The 19,153-nt window shown below is 70.4% G+C and carries 20 protein-coding genes; 13 read left to right on the forward strand and 7 right to left on the reverse strand.

Translation table 11 applies throughout. The features are described 5' to 3' along the window. The first annotated feature begins 557 nt into the window (after positions 1-557). From ACZ7OI_RS21200 to ACZ7OI_RS21215, 4 genes are all read left to right on the forward strand, one after another. Complete coding sequence (locus tag ACZ7OI_RS21200; RefSeq protein ID WP_470265895.1) at positions 558-836, forward strand: DUF397 domain-containing protein; 279 nt, start codon at positions 558-560, stop codon at positions 834-836. Positions 837-990: 154 nt separating this feature from the next. After that, positions 991-1,869 carry a helix-turn-helix domain-containing protein gene (locus tag ACZ7OI_RS21205; RefSeq protein WP_470265896.1) on the forward strand — a complete coding sequence of 293 codons (879 nt, stop codon included), beginning with the start codon at positions 991-993 and terminating at the stop codon, positions 1,867-1,869. Between the two features lie 31 nt (positions 1,870-1,900). Continuing rightward, positions 1,901-2,770: an SAM-dependent methyltransferase gene (locus tag ACZ7OI_RS21210; protein WP_470265897.1), complete on the forward strand. Its 870-nt coding sequence runs from the start codon at positions 1,901-1,903 to the stop codon at positions 2,768-2,770. Positions 2,771-2,810: 40 nt separating this feature from the next. Next, positions 2,811-3,359 (forward strand): phosphoribosyltransferase family protein, encoded by a 549-nt coding sequence (locus tag ACZ7OI_RS21215; protein ID WP_470265898.1) that lies wholly within the window; start codon positions 2,811-2,813, stop codon positions 3,357-3,359. On the opposite strand, the gene ACZ7OI_RS21220 is transcribed toward ACZ7OI_RS21215, so the two are convergent. Continuing rightward, positions 3,360-4,202, reverse strand: a complete 843-nt coding sequence (locus tag ACZ7OI_RS21220) for an NAD(P)H-binding protein (protein ID WP_470265899.1) — start codon at positions 4,200-4,202, stop codon at positions 3,360-3,362. It lies immediately after the preceding gene. Between the two features lie 89 nt (positions 4,203-4,291). On the opposite strand from ACZ7OI_RS21220, the gene ACZ7OI_RS21225 reads away from it, so the two are divergent. Next, positions 4,292-4,669 carry a winged helix-turn-helix transcriptional regulator gene (locus ACZ7OI_RS21225; protein WP_470265900.1) on the forward strand — a complete coding sequence of 126 codons (378 nt, stop codon included), beginning with the start codon at positions 4,292-4,294 and terminating at the stop codon, positions 4,667-4,669. A gap of 50 nt (positions 4,670-4,719) precedes the next feature. On the opposite strand, the gene ACZ7OI_RS21230 is transcribed toward ACZ7OI_RS21225, so the two are convergent. Continuing rightward, complete coding sequence (locus tag ACZ7OI_RS21230; protein WP_470265901.1) at positions 4,720-5,559, reverse strand: helix-turn-helix transcriptional regulator; 840 nt, start codon at positions 5,557-5,559, stop codon at positions 4,720-4,722. 101 nt (positions 5,560-5,660) lie between these two features. On the opposite strand from ACZ7OI_RS21230, the gene ACZ7OI_RS21235 reads away from it, so the two are divergent. Beyond that, positions 5,661-6,425: an SDR family oxidoreductase gene (locus ACZ7OI_RS21235; protein WP_470265902.1), complete on the forward strand. Its 765-nt coding sequence runs from the start codon at positions 5,661-5,663 to the stop codon at positions 6,423-6,425. Between the two features lies 1 nt (position 6,426). On the opposite strand, the gene ACZ7OI_RS21240 is transcribed toward ACZ7OI_RS21235, so the two are convergent. Beyond that, positions 6,427-7,881, reverse strand: coding sequence for an amidohydrolase (locus tag ACZ7OI_RS21240; protein WP_470265903.1), 1,455 nt, complete (start codon positions 7,879-7,881; stop codon positions 6,427-6,429). Between the two features lie 376 nt (positions 7,882-8,257). On the opposite strand from ACZ7OI_RS21240, the gene ACZ7OI_RS21245 reads away from it, so the two are divergent. Together ACZ7OI_RS21245 and ACZ7OI_RS21250 are read left to right on the forward strand one after the other, a co-directional pair. Next, entirely contained in the window at positions 8,258-8,593 is a 336-nt protein-coding gene (locus ACZ7OI_RS21245) for an ArsR/SmtB family transcription factor (protein WP_370935557.1), read from the forward strand. Then, positions 8,590-9,060, forward strand: coding sequence for an SRPBCC domain-containing protein (locus ACZ7OI_RS21250; RefSeq protein WP_470265904.1), 471 nt, complete (start codon positions 8,590-8,592; stop codon positions 9,058-9,060). Before ACZ7OI_RS21245 ends, ACZ7OI_RS21250 begins: the two co-directional genes overlap by 4 nt. A gap of 155 nt (positions 9,061-9,215) precedes the next feature. On the opposite strand, the gene ACZ7OI_RS21255 is transcribed toward ACZ7OI_RS21250, so the two are convergent. Next, the gene (locus tag ACZ7OI_RS21255) at positions 9,216-10,445 is read right to left on the reverse strand and encodes an alkaline phosphatase (protein WP_470265905.1); all 1,230 of its coding nucleotides are present in this window, start codon (positions 10,443-10,445) and stop codon (positions 9,216-9,218) included. A gap of 134 nt (positions 10,446-10,579) precedes the next feature. On the opposite strand from ACZ7OI_RS21255, the gene ACZ7OI_RS21260 reads away from it, so the two are divergent. Then, complete coding sequence (locus ACZ7OI_RS21260; RefSeq protein ID WP_470265906.1) at positions 10,580-11,302, forward strand: dienelactone hydrolase family protein; 723 nt, start codon at positions 10,580-10,582, stop codon at positions 11,300-11,302. Here the strand turns inward: ACZ7OI_RS21260 and ACZ7OI_RS21265 are convergent. Further along, positions 11,299-12,432: an ROK family transcriptional regulator gene (locus ACZ7OI_RS21265; protein ID WP_470265907.1), complete on the reverse strand. Its 1,134-nt coding sequence runs from the start codon at positions 12,430-12,432 to the stop codon at positions 11,299-11,301. The two genes, ACZ7OI_RS21260 and ACZ7OI_RS21265, sit on opposite strands and share 4 nt — an antisense overlap. Before the next feature lie 79 nt (positions 12,433-12,511). Between ACZ7OI_RS21265 and xylA the strand changes: the two genes are divergently transcribed. Together xylA and aspS are read left to right on the forward strand one after the other, a co-directional pair. Further along, positions 12,512-13,660, forward strand: coding sequence for a xylose isomerase (xylA, locus tag ACZ7OI_RS21270; protein ID WP_470265908.1), 1,149 nt, complete (start codon positions 12,512-12,514; stop codon positions 13,658-13,660). Positions 13,661-13,949: 289 nt separating this feature from the next. Next, entirely contained in the window at positions 13,950-15,194 is a 1,245-nt protein-coding gene (gene aspS / locus ACZ7OI_RS21275; RefSeq protein WP_470265909.1) for an aspartate--tRNA(Asn) ligase, read from the forward strand. Between the two features lie 51 nt (positions 15,195-15,245). On the opposite strand, the gene ACZ7OI_RS21280 is transcribed toward aspS, so the two are convergent. Continuing rightward, on the reverse strand, positions 15,246-15,698 hold the full coding sequence (locus tag ACZ7OI_RS21280; protein WP_067587712.1) for a MarR family winged helix-turn-helix transcriptional regulator: 453 nt from the start codon (positions 15,696-15,698) through the stop codon (positions 15,246-15,248). Positions 15,699-16,009: 311 nt separating this feature from the next. Here ACZ7OI_RS21280 and ACZ7OI_RS21285 point away from each other — a divergent pair, with 311 nt between their 5' ends. Together ACZ7OI_RS21285 and ACZ7OI_RS21290 are read left to right on the forward strand one after the other, a co-directional pair. Further along, positions 16,010-17,320, forward strand: a complete 1,311-nt coding sequence (locus ACZ7OI_RS21285; protein WP_470265910.1) for a serine/threonine-protein kinase — start codon at positions 16,010-16,012, stop codon at positions 17,318-17,320. Between the two features lie 94 nt (positions 17,321-17,414). Beyond that, positions 17,415-17,576 (forward strand): hypothetical protein, encoded by a 162-nt coding sequence (locus ACZ7OI_RS21290; RefSeq protein WP_470265911.1) that lies wholly within the window; start codon positions 17,415-17,417, stop codon positions 17,574-17,576. Between the two features lie 30 nt (positions 17,577-17,606). Here the strand turns inward: ACZ7OI_RS21290 and ACZ7OI_RS21295 are convergent, their stop codons facing one another. Further along, on the reverse strand, positions 17,607-19,118 hold the full coding sequence (locus ACZ7OI_RS21295) for a SpoIIE family protein phosphatase (RefSeq protein ID WP_470265912.1): 1,512 nt from the start codon (positions 19,116-19,118) through the stop codon (positions 17,607-17,609). Positions 19,119-19,153 lie beyond the last annotated feature (35 nt).

Consider the following 19,153-nt stretch of genomic DNA (forward strand, 5'->3'; position numbering starts at 1 on the left):
ACCCAGCCCAGCCCAGCCCAGCCCAGCCCAGCCCAGCCCAGCCCAGCCCAGCCCAGCCCAGCCCAGCCCAGCCCAGCCCAGCCCAGCCCAGCCCAGCCCAGAGAGCGTCGGCCCCGGCACCCAGATCCGCAACACCCCCGCGAAGCCCGCACCCCGAGCCGCGCCGCAGCCACCCCACCACCCCCAGCCGCCCCGGAGTCACCGAGCCAGAAAGCCGCATCGCAAGCGGCACAACCGAAACAGCACCGAACAGCCAACCTAATCAACCGCTCAACAGGTGTTACCAACTGCAGACACCCCCACTCGCCCCCCACCCCCGGAAAACCACGAAAAAAGCAATCCAAACCCCACCACCCAACGAAATCCGCAAAATCATTTCTGTATTGCACGTGCGAAAGCACCCCCCAATGCACGAGAAGTGTCCATTCAGGTGAAATCCCCGAAGCACAGCGCGATTGATCCACCGGCCCACTACCCTCAGGAATATTCCGGACACATTCCGTGCATCGCGGAATATTCCATTACCCGACCCGAAAACAAGAAAACGAGGGGTTGCAGTGGACACCTTCGACCCGCACGAGCACCGGCACGCGCTCCCGGCCCGGGCGCACCGCATCCCGGCGGCAGGACCGGGGGCGAAATTCCCCGACCACGCTTGGCGGAAACCCGCTGCGTGCGGGCCGAATTCCGGCAACTGCGTCGAGGTCAACCTGGCCGCCGACGGGCTCGTCGGGGTGCGGGACAGCAAGATCGACAGCTCCCCCGTGCTGGTCTTCGACCGCGGCGAGTGGGCCGAGTTCGTCGCCGCGGTGCGGCGCGGGGAATTCGACGGCTGACCAGGCACGACGACAATCCCGCCCGGCCGAAACCGCCGTCCGGCCGCAGAGAACCTTGCGAAAAAGGCGCCGACCCGGCGAGCACCGCGCCGGGCCGGCGCATTATCATCGGAGGTTCTCACATCGGCCCCTGGACGAAATGACGGAGCCCCTGGTGACCTCGCCGATCCGGCAACCGCCGCCCTCCCTGCGGACCCAGCGTTCCCGGCTGGGGTCCCGGATCCTCAAGTGGCGCACCGAACGCGGGCTGACCCAGGTCGAGCTCGCCGACGGGATCGGCTGCAAGCAGCCCAAGATCCAGAAAATCGAATGCGGCAAGGCGGGCACCCGGCCCGACGACCTCGAGCGGATCGTCGAGGTCCTCGACATCCCGCCCGCCGAGGCCGACCAGCTGCGGGAACTCAACCAGGCCAACGATCCTTCCGCACGGCGCGCCGAGCGGAGGATGATCACGCCGCAGTGGTTCCGCGAGATCCTCGAACGGGAGCAAGCTGCCGCGGAGATCCTCAGCTGGACCGGAAACCGCATTCCGGGGCTGCTCCAATCGGAGTACTACATGCTCGCGCAATTCCAGGCGAGCCGCCAGGAGCGGGTCACCGACCGGGTCGCCGAACGCAAGGCGCGGCAACGGCTTTTCGACGCCTGCCCCGGCCCGCGGGCGATCTTCATGATGGAGTACAGCTGCATCGAGAAACTCGTCTACGGCACCAAGGCCAGCATCGCCACCGATCAGCTCGAGCACATGATCCGGATCGTCGAAACCCACCCGTTCGCCGAGGTCCGGATCCTCCCGCGCGACGCGGCCGCCTACCCGGACGAGGACTTCACCATCCTCCGCTTCGGCCACCCCGACCTGCCCGATTTCGCTTACCAGGAAAGCAAGGTCAAGCTGATCACCGTGCCGCAGGGCCAGGACGAGTTCGCCTCCTACGAGGAATCGTGGGAAGCCCAGCTCGCCGCCACCCTGTCGCGCGATCTGTCCCTGCAGTACCTCAAGGAATGGGCGAGCCGCTGCGCGCCGCCCGCCCGCTGACCGAAGTCCCGAACGAAAGGAACAGCCACCGGTGGCCGACGAACCCTTCCCGCCTCCCGGGGTCGATCTCGACCACCCGAGCGTCGCGCGGGTGTACGACTACTACCTCGGCGGCACCACGAACTGGACGATCGACCGGGACTTCGCCGACGAGGTGATCCGCGAATTCCCGCTGATCCGCCCGATCGCGAAGGCCAACCGGCTGTTCCTGCACCGGCTCGTGCGGCACCTCGTCAAGAAAGGCGTCCGCCAGTTCGTCGACATCGGCTCCGGCGTGCCGACGATGGGCCACGCGCACCAGGTCGCCGACGAGCTCGCGCCGGGCGAGAGCCGCGTCTGCTACGTCGACTACGAACCGGTCGCCGTCGCGCATTCGGAAACCCTGCTGCGCGAGACAGGCGACCTCGACCGGCACGCGGTGATCCACGCCGACATGCGCGACCCGAAGCGGCTGTGGGAGCAGATCGCCGCCACCGGCGTGATCGACGTCGAGAAGCCGCTCGCGCTGCTGCTGATCGCGGTGCTGCACGTCCAGCAGCCGCCCGCCGAGGACAGCGGAGGCACCGACGACCTCGGCCCGTCCATCGTCGCGCAGTACCGCGATCTCCTTGCCCCTGGCTCCTTTCTCGCGATCTCGCACATCACCGACCAGGGCGTTCCCGCCGACGTGGACGCCGGGCTGGTCGAGCTGAAGCAGCTCTACGACAGGTCGAGCAGCCCGGTGATCTGGCGGTCGCGCGAGGAGATCCAGGCGCTGTTCGGGCCGTTCGAGATGCTGGAACCGGGGCTCACCTGGACGCCGTCGTGGCATCCGGAGGAATCCGGCGAGGGCGCGCCGCAGGTCGAGTTCCTGACGCCGGCGCATTCGGTGATCCTGGCCGGAGCGGCGCGGAAGCCGTAAATCGCTCGCTTCGGGCAAGCGCCGCTGCGACCATCGACGCATGCGTACGAGCACCGTGGCGGACCGGATCCGCGAGGCCACCGTCGTGCTCGGGGACCGGACGGACTACGGCCGCTACCCTGACCCGACGGGCTGGTGGCGTGCGCCCGAACTGCTGCGGGAACTGGGGCCGGCGCTCGCCGGGTTGTTCGCCGACGAACGGCCGAATGTCGTGCTGGGCCCCGAATCCCGCGGGTCGCTGCTCGGGCCGCTGGTCGCGGTGGAACTCGGCGCGGGCTTCGTCGAGGTGCGCAAGAACCGGTACCCGGCCTGCGATTCGGACCGGTGGCTCCAGCGCACCTCGCCGCCGGACTACCAGGACCGCCACCTCCGGCTCGGCTTCAGCCGCCGTCTGCTGCAGGCAGGCGACCGCGCGCTGCTCGTCGACGACTGGATCGACACCGGCGGCCAAGCGTTCGCCGCGCAAGCGCTGGTCGCCGACGCCGGGGCGACGTGGATCGGGGTCGCGGTGATCGTCGACGGCCTCCGCCGCCACGAACCCCGTCGACAGCTCGGCGTGCGATCCCTTCTGCACTCCCGCGACTTCTGATCACCGGAACGCATCGGCGTTACGGCTGGCCCACGAAGCGAAGGACGTAGCCGGACGGCCCAGCACCTTCTCGACGTCGGGGCTGACTCGAAGCTCCTCCGGCGTGGGCTCGCCGAGGATGGCGAGCGTGCCGTCGGCGACCGGCTCCGGCATCAGCTGCAGCATCTGCTCCCGGGCCTGTTCGCGGTCGAGTTCGACGAATTCCAGTGGCTCGCCGAGCGCGGCGCCGAGGATCTCCGCACGCTGCCGCGGACTCGTCGCCTCCGGTCCGGTGAGGACATAAGTCCGACCCGCGTGACCGCGGCCGGTCAGCGCGGCAGCGGCGACTTCAGCGATGTCGAGCGGGTCCACGGCAGGGAGGGCGACGTCGCCGAACGGCGAGAAAACCTTGCGCTGCGCCCGAATCGACGGAATCCACGCGAAGGTGTTGGTCGTGAACCCGCCGGGACGAATGACCGTCCACTCCAGACCGGACGACCGGACCGTCTCCTCCAACGCGGCCAGCGGCGCGTGCGAAACCGCGCCGGGCCGAGTACCGGCGGCCTGTGACGACTGCAGGACAACCCTCTCGATTCCAGCGTCGACGGCCGTCTTCAGAACGGCTTCCCCATCGACGTGCGCTCCCGCGCCGGAGACCAGCAGAAACAGGGCGTCCGCCCCCTTCAGCGCCGGGACGAGGCTGTCCGCGTCAGCCAGATCCGCGACCATCGGGGTGACGCCGGGCAGCGAAGGCGGCGGGGACGTCACCCCGCGGGAAACGGCGGTCACGGCATGGCCGGATCCGGCGAGGGACTCGACAAGCAGGCGGCCGACGTTGCCCGTGGCACCAGTGACGACGATCATGACTTGCTCCTCAGCTAGGGGTCGAAAGCGACACCGCGAGGCTAAAAGCCGCCGTACAGTAGGTTCCCCAGGGAAAGTATTGGAGCCGCATGACCGCCGTCTCGGACACCGGGGCCGATCCGCTCGCCGCGTGCCGGATCAGCCCGGCCGTCGACCTGCTGTTCAGCCGGTGGACGACCCCGATCCTGTGGACGCTCAGCCAGTCCGGCCCGGTGCGCTTCGTCGAATTGGAACGGCGGCTCGGCGCGACCGGGAAGGTCCTCACGCAACGGCTCCGCCAGCTCGAGCGCGACGGTTTGGTGCAACGGCGCTACTACGCCGAGGTGCCGCCGCGCGTCGAGTACGAGATCACCGAACTCGGCCGGAGCCTGTCGCCGGTGTTCGCCGCGCTCGCCGAGTGGACTGACGAGCACCTGCCGGACGTGGAAAAGGCCCGCGAGGGGTACACCGGGCCGTTGCCTCGCTAGGGTTCTCGTGAGCGGCAATGCCGGTTAGAACCGGTGCCAACACTCACGAGCTAGCCCGCGAACTGCTCGTTCCCCAGCACGCCCAGCAGCTGGATCTTCTCGAACGCCTCGCTGCGCGGCGGCGCGGTCAGCACCAGCAACGCCTGCGACTGGTCCTCGGTGAACAGCACCTGGCAGTCCACCTCGATCTCCCCGAGCTGCGGATGCACGAGCACCTTGTGGTCCTCGAACCGTTTGGCCACTTGGTGTTCGTCCCACAGCCGCGCGAACTCGCGACTCTCGCGGGTCAACGCGCGCACCAGCTCTCCCGCGCGCGATCGCGGTCCCATCGACCCGTGCGCCACCCGGAGATTCGCCACCAGCGCCCGGCTCTGCCGGTCCCGGTCGTGCGCGGGATAGACCAGCCGTTCGTCCGGGATCGTGAACCACCGGTAGATCTCGCTGCGCGCCAGCCCGCTGTACTGCGACCGGTCGCCGTACAGCGCCTCGGCGAACCGGTTTTGCACCAGCACCTCGCCGAGGTTCGACAGGATGAGCGCGGGAGTGTCCGACAGCCGGTCGAGCACCCGCATCAGCGCCGGCGCGACGTGCGTCGCCGCCACGACCGGGGACGGCGCGGTGCGGCCCGCGAGGTGGAACAGGTAGTCCCGCTCGTCGTCGGTCAGCCGCAAAGCCCTGGCCAGCGCGGCCAGCATCTGCTCGCTCGGCTGCGGTCCGCGCTGCTGCTCCAGCCGGGTGTAATAGTCGGTGGACATTGCCGCGAGCGCCGCGACCTCCTCGCGCCGCAACCCGGTCGTCCGCCGCCGCGCGCCCGCGGGCAGCCCGACGTCCTCGGGCCGCAACCGTTCGCGGCGGCCGCGCAGGAAGACTGCCAGCTCAGCTCGATCCATGCGTCCAGTATCGACTCGGCCGGGCGCGCCAGCCAGGGATCGCCGATCCCCCGATATGCGGTCTCTGCCGCCGTCGCGCCGGCGCGCCGAAACTCAGTGGCATGAACATCACCGGAAACACCGTCTTCATCCCCGGCTCGACCAGCGGCATCGGCCTCGCCCTCGCTCGCGAGCTGCAAGCGAAGGGCAACACCGTCATCGTCGGCGGCCGGCGGGCCGAACTGCTCGCGCGGATCGCCGCCGACAACCCGGGTCTCGACACCGTGCAGATCGACACCACCGACCCGGCGAGCATCGAGGCCGCGGCCAAGGAGGTCCTCGCGAAGCATCCGGATCTCAACGTGCTCGTCCCGATGGCAGGCATCATGCGGGTCGAGGACTGGCATCGTCCCGAGTCCTTTGCAGACAGTGCCGAAGCGACCGTGACCACCAACGTCCTGGGCCCCATCCGGCTCATCGCCGCGTTCGTCGAGCACCTGCAGACCCGCCCGGACGCCACCATCCTCACCGTTTCGTCCGGCCTCGCCTTCGCGCCGCTGAAAGCCACGCCGAGCTACAACGCGTCCAAGGCCGCGATCCACATGCTCAGCGAATCGCTGCGGCTGCAGCTGGCCGACACCTCGGTGAAGGTCGTCGAACTGGTGCCGCCGTCCGTGCGCACCGCTCTTCTGCCCGGACAGGAGGAAAGCGAGTTCGCGATGCCGCTGGGCGCTTTCGTCAGCGAAGTCCTGGAGCTGCTCGAAACGCAGCCGGACGCCACCGAGATCCAGGTGGAGAACGTCAAATTCCTCCGCCACGGCGAAGTCCGCGGCGACTACCACCAGGTGGTGGCGACGCTCAACGCCGCGGACCCGCACGGGAAATGAGCTACGCCACGTACGTCGTCCTCCCCGCCACGATCGTCGCGGACACCGGCATCTCCCTCAGCTCCTTCGCGGACAGTCCACTCGGGTCAGCCGCCGTAAGCACCAGATCAGCCACGTCGCCGACCTGGACGCCGCGGCGGCCGCCCGAGGACGCCGCCAACGCGTCCGCGAGCGGGATGGCCTGCTCCGGATGCCACGGCTCTCGCTCGTCGTCAGTCCGGCCGACCGCGGCGGCGATCCCGTCCCACGGATCAAGCGGCGCGACCGGGGCGTCCGAGCCGAGTTCCAGCCGGGCCCCGGACTCCAGCAAGGCGCGATAGGCATACGCGCGATCAGTGCGGCCATGCCAGTGGCGGTCGGCGACGTCGCGGTCGTCGGGCTGGTGCGCGGGCTGGACACTCGCGACCAGCCCGAGCGCCGCGAACCTCGGCACGTCCTCGGGCCGCAGCAACTGAGCGTGCTCGATCCGGCCCGGACAGCCGATCTCAGCGAAGGCGTCCAGCGCGATGGTATTGGCGTGGTCGCCGATCGCGTGCACCGCCGGAGTCAGCCCGTGTTCGTGCGCGCGGCGCATCAACGGCACCAGTTCCTCCGGCGGCAGCTCCAGCAACCCCTTTTCGCCGGATCCCGGGTACGCCTCGTGGCAGTAGGCGGTGCGGGTGTTGAGCGAGCCGTCGACGAACAGCTTGAACGGGCCGACCGTGAGCAATCCTTCGCCCGCTTCGAGAACGTCGCCGGTCCGGTGTCCTTTTTGGATAGTCTCTTCCAGCAAATACCGTGCGATGACACAGGAAACCCTCGCCGCCGGTTTCGCTGTCGCTGCCCGGCGAGTCCAATCCGCGACCGTGTCCGCGTATTCGTAATCGACCACCGACGTCACGCCCCGTTTGGCCGCCGCAGCCAGCGCGTCCGCAACCCAGCCGTCCTGAACCTCGACGGGCGCGGACGGCAACGCGGCAGTGGCGCTCATGCAGTCGTTCTCGAGCAGGACGCCAGTCGGATGCTCCCGCCCGATGAGCTTCAACGCCGCCGGGCTGAGCCAGAGGGTATGCAGATCCGCGCTGAACAACGCCACCGCGCGGCCGGGGAGCGCCCGCTGCAGCAGATCCTTGTGCGGACGGTCCGGCCACAGCCCGTCCCGGAACCCGACTCCGACGACGAGTTCCCGCGCCGGAGCGTCGAGCAGCTTCTCCATCAGCAACTCGACCGCACCCACGGCGGACTTCGCCCCGTCCAGCGGGATGCGCCTGCGGAAACCCGCCCACTGGACCAGATGCGCGTGCGCGTCGACCAGTCCGGGCAGGAGCGTGCCGCCGTGCCCGTCGAGCACGCGCGCCGCGAACCCGGCCCCGGTGCCCGGTTCCTCGACGGCCGACACGACACCGTCGCGCACGCGCACGTCGGCGAGCGGACCCCGCAACCCGACCCGGACCCGGCGGAGGAGAAGATCGTCCATGCGCCCAGCCTGCCAGCCCGCGCCCGTTCGGGTGAAGCGGGAATTCCGGTGCGGGGGCGGACGTTGGAACGGGTATTCGGATTGCATGGCAGCCGTCGCCCGCCGAAGGGTCAGGGCCGGTAAGGAGCGCCGCCTTCACAAGCCGCGCAGGGTTCGACTCCCTCGGTTGCCACTTCTTCTTCGCTGAGCCGCAGGTGGGCTTTGTCAGCGTTCGACGCTGGATATCCCCGTTCTCGCCCTCCGGCAGCTGATCCGCGCCTCTTGGCGCACGGCTCACGCGATGGGCAAGTTCGGGGAACGCCGCCGATCACCGCCTCGGCCAGCACCAACACTTAGCCCTTGCGCTAACTATCCTCCACCCGCAATACTTAGCCTCATGGCTCAGTATTCGACCACCCTCGACGGGGTCTTCGCCGCCCTCGCCGATCCGACCCGGAGAGCCGTCGTCAGGCGGCTCGGGCGGGGCCCGGCAAGCGTGGGCGACCTCGCGGGCGAGGCGCCGATGACGTTGCCCTCCTTCATGAAGCACGTGCGGATGCTCGAATCGCACGGGCTGATCCGCACCGTGAAGTCCGGGCGGGTGCGGACGTGCGAGCTCAATCGCGAGCGGTTCGCGCTCGTCGAGGACTGGCTCGCCGAGCAGCGGCGCGTCTGGGCCGGGCGCACCGACCGGCTCGAGCAGTTCGTCACCAGTCAGGAGGACCAGCCGTGAACCCCGACCTCGATCTTTCCCTCGACCGCGTCATCCGCGCGCCCCGCAAGCGCGTTTGGGACGCCTGGACCGACCCGGCCAGCCTCGCCCGGTGGTGGATTCCCGCGCCGCTGCGGTGTCGCGTCGACGAATTGGACGTGCGCGCTGGGGGTGCGTTCGTCACGAGGATGAGCGAGGACGGCACCGCTTTCGTCCCGCATCTCGACGCGTGTTTCCTCGTCGTCGAAGACTATGAGCGGATCGTTTTCACGAATGCGCTCGACAGCGGCTGGCGACCAGCAACGCCCCAGCCGGTCGCGATGACGGCGGAGGTCGTGCTTCGCGACCATCCGGACGGCACGGATTATCGCGTCGTTGTCCGGCACGGGGATCCGGCGGCCCGGGAACGGCACGCTGATCTCGGATTCGCTGACGGGTGGGGCACTGTCACCGCCCAGCTCGCGCGAATCGCGGAAAGCGGTTCCTGACGCGGGCGACGATCACGGCGTTCGTCGCTCTCGAGGGCGTCAGGCAAGGGCCTGGATCGTCCACAGAGGACACCAGCGACGGGTTCGGCCGCGGCGGCTGGACACCGTCGGCGCATCCAGTGTCGGCGACTACGACGCCTTCCACGAACCTGGCTTCATGAAAGCCGCGCGGCCGAAACCATCGCGCGGTAGACGTCGGTGTTGTCCAGCGTTCCGCCGAATCGGTCCGAGCCGGGGCCGGTCGCGGTGACCGGGGTCGGCACGCCGCTGTGGTCGCCGGTCGTCCAGTCGACGGTCAGCGAAAGTTTGGTGCCGGGAACGGGAAACGGACCGTCCTCATTGCCTTCGGGGGCGCCGTCGGTGTCCTCAATGGCCAGTCCGCCGGTCTCGTGGTCGCCGCCGATGATCACCAGGGTGTCCGGGTGCGTGCGGGTGAAGCGAAGCACCTCGGCGACGGCCGCGTCGAGCGCTCGGCCGGCGTCGAGCACGCCGTGGGCATTGTTTTCGTGGGACATTCCGTCGATGCCTTCTTCTTCCAGGAACAGGAAGAAACCGCGCGGGTTGGCGGAAAGCGTGTCGAGTGCCTTCTTCGCCATCACCGGCAGTGCGACCTTCGGCTGGTACGCGCCCTTGCCGTCCGGACCGTAGTCGACCATGTCCTCGTTCGCGAACAGCCCGAGCAGCCGCGGCGCGCGGGCGGCGGCGAGTTCGCCGGCGTTGCGCACGTAGGTGTAGCCGGAGCGCTTCGCCTGTTCGATGAGATTGCCGTGCGTGCTGCGGCTTTCCTCGCCCGGCTTGTCCGGCCACGCGCCCGGATCGCCCTTCGGCAGCCACCAGTCCTCGCCGCCGCCGAGGAGGACTTCCGGGCGGCTTTCGGTGATGTACTGCTTGGCGATGTCGCTCTGCAGATCCCGCGACGGCACGTGCGACGCGAACGCGGCCGGCGACGCGCCGGTGATCTGCGCGGTCGTGACCAGACCGGTCGACTTTCCGGCGCGTTTCGCCTGCTCGAGCACAGTGAGCAGACGACGGCCCCGCGCGTCTTGGCCGACCGCGCCGTTGCGCGTCTTGTGCCCGGTGGCCAGCGCGGTCGCCGCCGCGGCCGAGTCGGTGACGAGTTCTTCCGGGTCGTCGGGGTCGGTGTGCACCATGCCGGCGACCGGGAGCCGGTTCATGACCAGGTCGCCCGCGCGGCCGGTCGTCGCCAGCCGGATGAACTCCCGCTGCGCCGCGCCCATGCCGTCGCCCTGGATGTAGACGATGTTGCGCGCCTGGGGATACCGGCCGCCGAAGTCCGAGGCGGGACCGTCCCCGGCCATCGCGACCGCGGGCACCGCTCCGGCCACCGCGAGCACGGCCGCGGTGAGCACCATCGTCTTGCGCATCCGGATTCTCCTTTAGTTAGGAAGCTTTCCTAACATTTTTCGGGGAGCCGCCGCGAGAGGGTCACCTGAATGGACGTGTCCGCCGAGGGTGAACAGCACCCCGCCGGGACCCGGTGCTCATTACGTTGGTTCCCATGGAGACCGTCACGACACGCACCGTCGAGTACCAGGCCGACGGCCTCACCATGGTCGGGCGCCTCGCGCTCCCCGCGGGCACCGGCCCTCGGCCCGCGGTCCTGATCGGGCCCGAAGGCACCGGCCTCAACGACTTTCAGCGCGCACGAGCCGACGCACTGGCCGAACTGGGCTACGTCGCCCTGGCCTTCGACATCCACGGCGGCCGCTGGTTCACCGATCCCGACGAGATGCTGGCCCGCTGCCTGCCGCTGCTCGACGACCCCGACCGGATGCGCGACATCGGCGGCGCGGCGCTCGACGTGCTGCTCGCCGAACCGCGCACCGACCCGAGCCGGATCGCCGGGATCGGCTACGGCACCGGCGGCGCGATCGTGCTGGAACTCGGGCGCGCGGGCGTCGATCTGCGCGCGATCGGCACGGTCAACGGACTGGTCACCGGACGGCCGGGCGAGGCCGCGAACATTCGCTGCCCGGTGTGGGCGGGCGTCGGTTCGGAGGACCCGATCATGGCGCCAGCGCAACGGGACGCGTTCGCCGCCGAGATGCAGGCCGCGGGCGTCGATTGGCAGCTCACGGTCTACGGCGGTGCCCTGCACGCCTTCCACCACCCGCCGATCGGCCCGGAGCAGAGGCTCGTCCCCGGCGTCGGCTATCACGCACGGCATGCCGAGCGGGCCTGGCGCGACGTCGTGACCCTGCTTGCCGAAAACCTGGGCTAGCGGGCGAGGAACGGCCCCGGGTCAGCCAGGACCTGATGGATCGTCCGACCTGCCGCGCCCAGCGTCGCGGCGGAATCGCCGAGGGCGGACGGGCTCAGCACCGGCACCGAACCACGCAGGCCGGTCAATCGCGCCCGCAGCACCGCCTCCACAGCGGGGGCCAGCCACGGAAACAGCGGTCCGAACACCCCGCCGAGCACTACGCGATCCACGTCCACCAGATTGACCGCCGACGCCAACGCTAGCCCCAAAGCCTCCCCCGCCGCCGCGACCGCGGACAGCGCCGCGTCGTCGCCCGCGCTCAACGCGTCGGCGAGAGCGTCCACTGTGGATACTCCAGCCGCGGTCAGCATCGCTTCCTGCCCGGCGTAAGTCTCCAAACAGCCGACCGCGCCGCAGCGACAGGACGGGCCGGACGGGGAAACGAGCACGTGCCCCAGCTCCCCGCCCGTGCCGCGGAACAATCCGGAGCCCACCACCAAGCCCGCGCCGATGCCGATCTCACCGGACACATAAAGGAAATCCGCCGCCCCGGCACCGAACCACAGCTCGCCCAGCGCACCGAGATTCGCCTCGTTGTCGACCGAAACCGGGACCGGCATCTCCAACGAAACAGGAACGTTCCGCCAACCCAGGTTCGGCGCGCTCAGCACCACGCCGTCCCGCACCGGACCCGACACGGCCAGCACTGCCCCAGCGACCGTCAACCCCAGCTCACGCGCCTCCGCCAACTCCGCGGAAGCCAGCTCCCGCACCGCCTCCAGCACAGTTTCCGCCGGCACCGCACGGTTGTCCCGCTCGATCCGGACAGACCGACGGACCGCGCCAGTCAGGTCCAGAACACACGCGGCGAGATAGTCCACATTGGCCTCAAGCCCCAGCGACGCGATCCGTGCCCCGCTCAGCGACACCTCGACACCGGGCCGGCCGCGTTCCCCCGCGCGCACCGCCGCGGTCTCGGCCAGGAAGCCCGCGTTCGCCAGCGAGCCGACCAAAGTGGACACCGTCGACTTCGTCAGCCCGGTCAGCTCCGCCAGCGCGGCGCGGGTCAGCGGACCGCCCCGGCTGATCTCGCCGAGCACCAGCTCGAGGTTCCGCGCACGCATCGCGTCGTGCCGAACCGGCTCCATCGCAACCTCCGCTCTTGACGGCCGGGGCGGCCGCGGCGCAGTATTTAGTCTACATCGTGAACTAAATGAAGGGACGGGCATGGCCGACTACGCCCCCGCGCCGGAAGACAAATTCTCGTTCGGGTTGTGGACCGTCGGCTGGGCCGCGGCCGACCCGTTCGGCGTCGCCACCCGGCCGCCGCTCGACCCGGTCGAGAGCGTGCGCCGGCTGGCCGGCCTCGGCGCGTACGGCGTCACCTTCCACGACGACGACCTCCTCGCCACCGAGCCGGACCGCGACGTCGCGATCGGCAAGTTCAAGCAGGCGCTGGCGGAAACCGGGCTGCGCGTGCCGATGGCGACGACGAACCTGTTCAGCCACCCGGTCTTCAAGGACGGCGGCCTGACCAGCAACGACCGCGACATCCGGCGGTACGCGCTCACCAAGGTCCGGCGCAATCTCGACCTCGCCGCGGAACTCGGCGCGCAAACCTACGTCCTGTGGGGCGGTCGCGAGGGCGCGGAATCCGACGCGGCGAAGGACGTCCGCGCCGCGCTCGCCCGGTACAAGGAAGGCCTGGACGTCCTCGCCGACTACGCCGTCTCGCAGGGCTACGACCTTCGCTTCGCCCTGGAGCCGAAGCCGAACGAACCGCGCGGCGACATCCTCCTGCCGACGATCGGCCACGCGCTCGGCTTCATCTCGCAGCTGGACCGGCCCGAACTGTTCGGGCTCAATCCGGAGGTCGGCCACGAGCAGATGGCCGGGCTGAACTTCGTGCACGGCGTCGCGCAGGCGCTGTGGCAGGGCAAGCTGTTCCACATCGACCTCAACGGCCAGCACGGCCCGAAGTACGACCAGGACCTGATCTTCGGCCACGGCGATCTCACCAGTGCGTTCTTCCTGGTCGACCTCCTGGAGCACGGCGGCTACGACGGCCCGCGCCACTTCGACTACAAACCGCTCCGCACCGAGGATCCCGAGGACGTCTGGGTTTCCGCGGCGGCGAACATGCGCACGTACCTGATCCTGCGCGAGAAAGCCCGCGCATTCCGAGCCGATCCGGAAGTCGCCGAAGCGCTTGCCGCGTCGCGAGTTCCGGAACTGGCCACGCCGACGTTGTCCGAGGGCGAAACGCTGGACGATCTCGCTGCCGACGAGTTCGACGTCGAGGCGGCCGGCCGGCGCGGCTACCACTTCACCCGGCTCAACCAGCTCGCGCTGGAGCACCTGCTGGGCGTCCGGTAAATCAGGCGACGCGGGCGGCGGCGGTGTTTTACCGTTGCGGGCAACACGTTGACGGAGACGAGTAGCGCAGGGCACCGCGAGGGACAGAGAGCTGCCGCCGGTGAGAAGGCAGCGTCGCGGCCCAGCGCGAAGACACTCCTGAGTGCGGGGAGGAAATGCCCCGCCGGCCCGGCCGCCGTCACCCGGCCAGAACGAGGCCGCCCATTCGGCGGCGAAGGTGCGGTGGCACCGCGAGTGTCCCTTCTCGCCCGCACCCCCAAGGGGTCGCCGAGTGCGCTCAGGAGAAGGAATGAGTACCCGCACCCCGGTGGCCTGCCTGCGTGACCGCGTGGGCTCCACCGCAACGATCGCCGGCTGGGTGCACCGCCGGCGAGTGCTGAAATCCGTGGCGTTCCTCGTCATTCGCGACCGGTCCGGGACCGCGCAGGCGGTTTTCGCCGAGCCGCCGGACGTCGCCGAGGAGACCGTCGTACGGCTCACCGGGCAGGTGGTCGCCAATCCGCAGGCACCGCACGGGGTTGAGTTGCGGGAGCCCGCGGTGGAGGTGTTGTCCGCGCCGGAGAAACGGCCGCCGTTCGATCTGTATCGGCCTGAGGTGGCCGCTGGTTTGCCTGTGGTGCTGGACAATGCGGCAGTCGCGTTGCGGCATCCGTTGCTGCGCAGGCGGTTTGAGGTGGCTGCGGCCAGCGTCGCGGCGTTTCGGCGAGCGTTGGACGGTCAGGGGTTCATTGAGATTCATACGCCGAAGATCGTTGCTACCGCGACGGAATCCGGGGCGAATGTGTTTCAGCTGGACTACTTCGGACGTCCGGCTTATCTCGCCCAGTCGCCGCAGTTTTTCAAGCAGGCCATGGTCGGGGTGTTCGAGCGGGTGTACGAGGCGGGACCGGTTTTCCGGGCCGAGCCGCATGACACCGCCCGGCATCTGGCTCAGTACACGAGTCTCGACGCGGAACTCGGCTTCATCTCCGACCATCGCGACGTGATGGCAGTGCTGCGCGACGTCGTAGCGGAGATGGCCGCTGCGGCCGGACCGGACGCGCCGATGGTGCCGGAAGAGATTCCGTCGATCGATTTCGCCGCGGCACAAGAACTTCTGGCCCGGCACACCGGCGAGGACCCACGCGGTGAACCGGACCTCGCGCCCGCGCACGAACGATGGCTGTGCGCATGGGCCGAACGGGAGCACGGGTCGGAATTCCTGTTCGTGACCGGATACCCGATGGCGAAACGGCCGTTCTACACCCACCCGGACCCAGCGAACCCGGTCCGATCGAACAGTTTCGACCTGCTGTTCCGCGGCCTGGAGCTGGTGACCGGCGGCCAGCGGCTGCACCGGTACGCGGACTACCTGGCCGTGCTCGGCGAGTCGGCGGAGCAGTACTCCGACTACCTCGACGCGTTCGCGTACGGCATGCCGCCGCACGGCGGGTTCGCGATCGGGCTGGAGCGGTGGGTCGCGCGAGTGCTGGGCGTGGCCAACGTGCGCGGGGCGACGCTCTTCCCGCGCGACCTGCACCGGCTGCGGCCCTAAAGAGTCGGTGAAGGTCCCCTTGGAGGAATCAGATTCCCCCAAGGGGACCTGTCACTTGGCAGCGAAAGTGAGCGAGCCCAGCGCGGTCACCAGCGGTGCCAGCTCAGGCAGCTCCTCCGCCTCGGCGAGCGCGGCGGAAAGAGCCGTGTCGTGCGTCGGGCGGGCGGCGGCCAGCAGCTTCTGCCCGGACGGGGTGACCTCGGTGTAGATCCCGCGCCGGTCGTCCTGGCACAGGTACCGCGACAGCAGGCCGCGCTCCTCCAGCCGCGTGACCAGGCGGGTCGTCGCGGACTGGCTCAGCACCACCGCGTTGGCCAGCTGGCTCATCCGCAGGTGGAAGCCGTCCTGGCGGCCGAGCACGTCGAGCACCGTGTACTCGCTCACCGACAGCTCGTGCTCGCTTTCCAGCGCGCGGTTCAGCCGGTCTTCGATCCGCGCGTGCAGCGCCGCCAGCGTCCGCCAGCCTTGCGCGCGCGCCTCGACGGCGTCGTCCGACACCGACATGGTGCACCTCCTCCAGGCGGCCCAGGTTGCGGGCGGCCGCGGCCCGGGCGCGTGCCCGTCTCGATGTAGCTGCAAGTATTGCGCGCGCCGGTAGTACCCGGGTGCCACTGTACTCGCGGAACGTCAGGAGGGTCGCCGCAGAACATCGGCCGCACCGACCGGGAGGTCAAGATGCTGTCCGGAGCACGGCTGAGCAGGCACTACACGCCGCGCGTGACCTCGTCGGCCGTCCCCGGCCCCGCCACCGGCTTTTGCCCTCGCCCTCCGGCGAGTAAGTTGTCCCCGCTACCCGGGGGAAAGGTGATCGGCGAATGACCGGCGCTGGCGATTCGGACGCGGGCACGACCGCGAGACGGTTCGCGCTGGGCCGCTACGGGCCCGCGCCGCTGGTCCTGGCCGGCCGGTACGAGGTGGGCGAGCGGATCGGCGAAGGCGCGACGGCCTCCGTGCACCAGGCCGAGGACCGCGAAACCGGAGCCGCGGTCGCGGTGAAGCTCTTCCACGCCGGAGCGGTCGAACTGGGCCGCAACCGCCGGGACCAGGAGATCGCGGCGCTGCGCGCGGTCCGGCATCCGGGGCTGGTCGGGTTTGTCGACGCGGGGGTCGACGAGGGGCACGCGTACCTCGTCATGGACTGCGTGCACGGGCCCAACCTGTCCGAATGGCTGCGCTCCGGACCGCTGCCCGCCGACCAGGTCGTGGAACTGGGCGCACAGCTGGCCGAGGCGCTCGCCCACGTGCACGCGCACGAGGTGACGCACCGGGATCTCAAGCCCGCCAACATCCTCATGTCCGGCGACGGCCCGCGGATCGCCGACTTCGGCGTCGCGCGCATCGTGGACGCGACCCGCGTGACCGACACCGGCGCGGTCGTCGGGACGGCGGCCTACCTCTCGCCGGAGCAGGTGCTCGGCGAGCACCCGGGCCCGGCCTCGGACGTCTACGCGCTGGGGCTCGTTCTCCTGGAATGCCTCACCGGCGTCCGCGAATACCCGGGCACGGCGGCGGAAACCGCGGTGGTGCGGCTGCATCGGGCGCCGCGAGTGCCGTCGGGCACGCCGGAACCGCTGGCGAGAACACTCCGCGCGATGACGATGCGCGTCCCCGAGGAAAGACCGTCCGCGGCGGCGGTGGCACGCGCGTTGCGCGGTACGGAAGCGTTGCGGCTCCCGATCAAAACGCGGCTCGCGGTGTTCTGCCGCCGCCACCAGGTGTCCCGGCGGCGCGCCGTGCTCGCCGCGGGCCTGCCGGTGGTGCTGGTCGCGGCGGGGACCTTGCTGCTGGCGACCCCGCTCCGTCCGGGCACCGGGTCCGCGCCCGGCCCCGAACCGGCTCAGGTTCCGGTTTCCCCGTCCTCTTCCGCTCCGTCCGATTCACCGGATTCCGCTCCCCGCCATTCGCCGTCCGCGCCGCCGGGCCGTTCGACGCAAGCGGAGCAGCCCGCGCAAACGACGACGCCGCCCGGCACGGCGGCCGGGACCATGCCCGCGCTGCCCAGCCGGACGAGCCAGCCCAGTCAGGCGAGCCAGCCCGGCCGGACCCCGCCGAGAACCCCGCCGGGACAGACAAAACAGCCCCGGGACCCCCGCACCGGCCCGCCGAGCGGGAAGACTCCACATTAGACAGACCGGCCACCCGGTCGGCTGACGCGGCGCAATTCGGTGGCGAAGTCGTCTCCGGCGCGCGATCCTGAGGGCGAGCGGGGAGGTGGAGGCGATGACCGCGCACGCACGCCGGTTCGGGCGGCAGTGCCGAGAACACTTCGAGCACCCGGCAACCGCCCGCGCGACCGAGCCGAAGCAGGACGTCGAGACTGCTCCGGCGCCGGAGCGGGCGGCGAAGGCCGAACCGAAGCCGGAAGTCCAGCCCGGAAAGTGAATTTTCCGTGCCGGGCAAGGAAAGCCTGAGCTACTCCGCGCGCGGCGCGGCCTCGATCGCCAGCACCGCGATGTCGTCGTGGCCGGAATTCCCGAGCCACGCCCGCACCGCCTCGCGCAGCCGGCGCACGACTTCCCGCGCCGGCTGCCCGACGCAATCCTCCAGCACCGTGTAGAGCCGTTCGTCGCCGAACAGTTCGGTGGATTCCGTGCGGTTGCGGGCTTCGGTGACGCCGTCGGTGTAGAGCAGGCAGACGTCGCCCTCGTCCAGGTGCGTCGTCGCCTCCGCGAAGCGGGCCTGCGGCGACACGCCGACCAGGGTGCCGGGCACGCTGATCTCCTCGACCCCTCCCCCGCGCCGCAGCACGAGCGGGGCGGGATGGCCGCCGGAGGCGAGCGTGACGTCGAGCCCGGACTCCGCGGCCGCGACCGAACCGAGCACGAGCGTCGCGAACCGGTTGCTGCCGCCGGAGATCAAGAGTTCGTTGAGCAGCCGCAGCATCGTGCGGCCGTCGCGTTCGACGAGGTGCAGCGCGGCCAGCGAATGCCGCACCCGGCCGGTCAGCGCGGCCGCCTCGGCTCCCTTGCCGCAGATGTCGCCGACGACCACGAACGCACTGCCGTCGTCGCGGGAAAGGACGTCGTAGAAATCGCCGCCGACCCCCAGCACTCCGCCTGCCGGCTCGTACCACAGCTCGAAATTCGCGCCGTCGACCTGCGCGGGCGGCGTCGGCAGCAACGTCGATTCAAGCCCGCGAGTGGCTTCCTCCTGGCTCGCGTAGCGCTGCGCGTTGGCCAGCGCCGTGCCGGCCGCGTCCGCGAACGCCTCGACCGCCTGGCCCTGCGACACCCCGAACGCGGGCTCGCCGCGCCTGCCGAGCAGCACCGCTCCGGCCATGCCGGAGCCGAACGAGACCACCGAAACCTCAAGATGGCCCTCGAACGGCTCGGCGACCGCCGCGGGCAACGCCGCGACCTCCGTCGCCGGCACCGCTCGGACCTCGGGCCGGGCGACGTCGGTGACCGCGTCGGACACCACCGGCGCGAGCTGCGCCGGCACCCGCCGGATCCGGCCGTGGCCCGCCGCGCCGTGCTCGGTGCAGCTCCACCACTCCCAGCGGCCGCGGGTCGTCGGCAGCAGCACGAAGGCGCAATCGCCCAAAGCGGACGCCGCCAGCTCCGCGATCACCCGCGCCGTGCCGTGCCGTCCGCGCGCGAGCGCCAGCTTCGGGCCGGCCTCGGCGAGGAACTCTTCGGGACGGCGGCGGCCGTCGTCGACCACGGTCCAGGCACGCCAGCCGCCGGGAAGCACCCGGATCTTGGCCGGCCGGTGGCCGACCTTGCCGGTGGTCTCGGTCACGCCGACGAGCTCGGCGGGGCCGAGCCGCTCGGCGGCGGCGTTCGCCCAGCGCAGCGCGCCTTCGGGGTCCTGCAGGAACACCGGCTCCCGCACGTCGTCGAGCACCGAGCGCCAGAATCCGGCGTGCCCGGGCAGCTCGGCGCCGGGTGGCAGGGCCGACGCCGGAGCGGGCCGTGACACCATGCACGAACCTCCTGCCTCCGGGTCGACCTGACGGT

Source organism: Amycolatopsis sp. NPDC114503, from assembly GCF_055633655.1.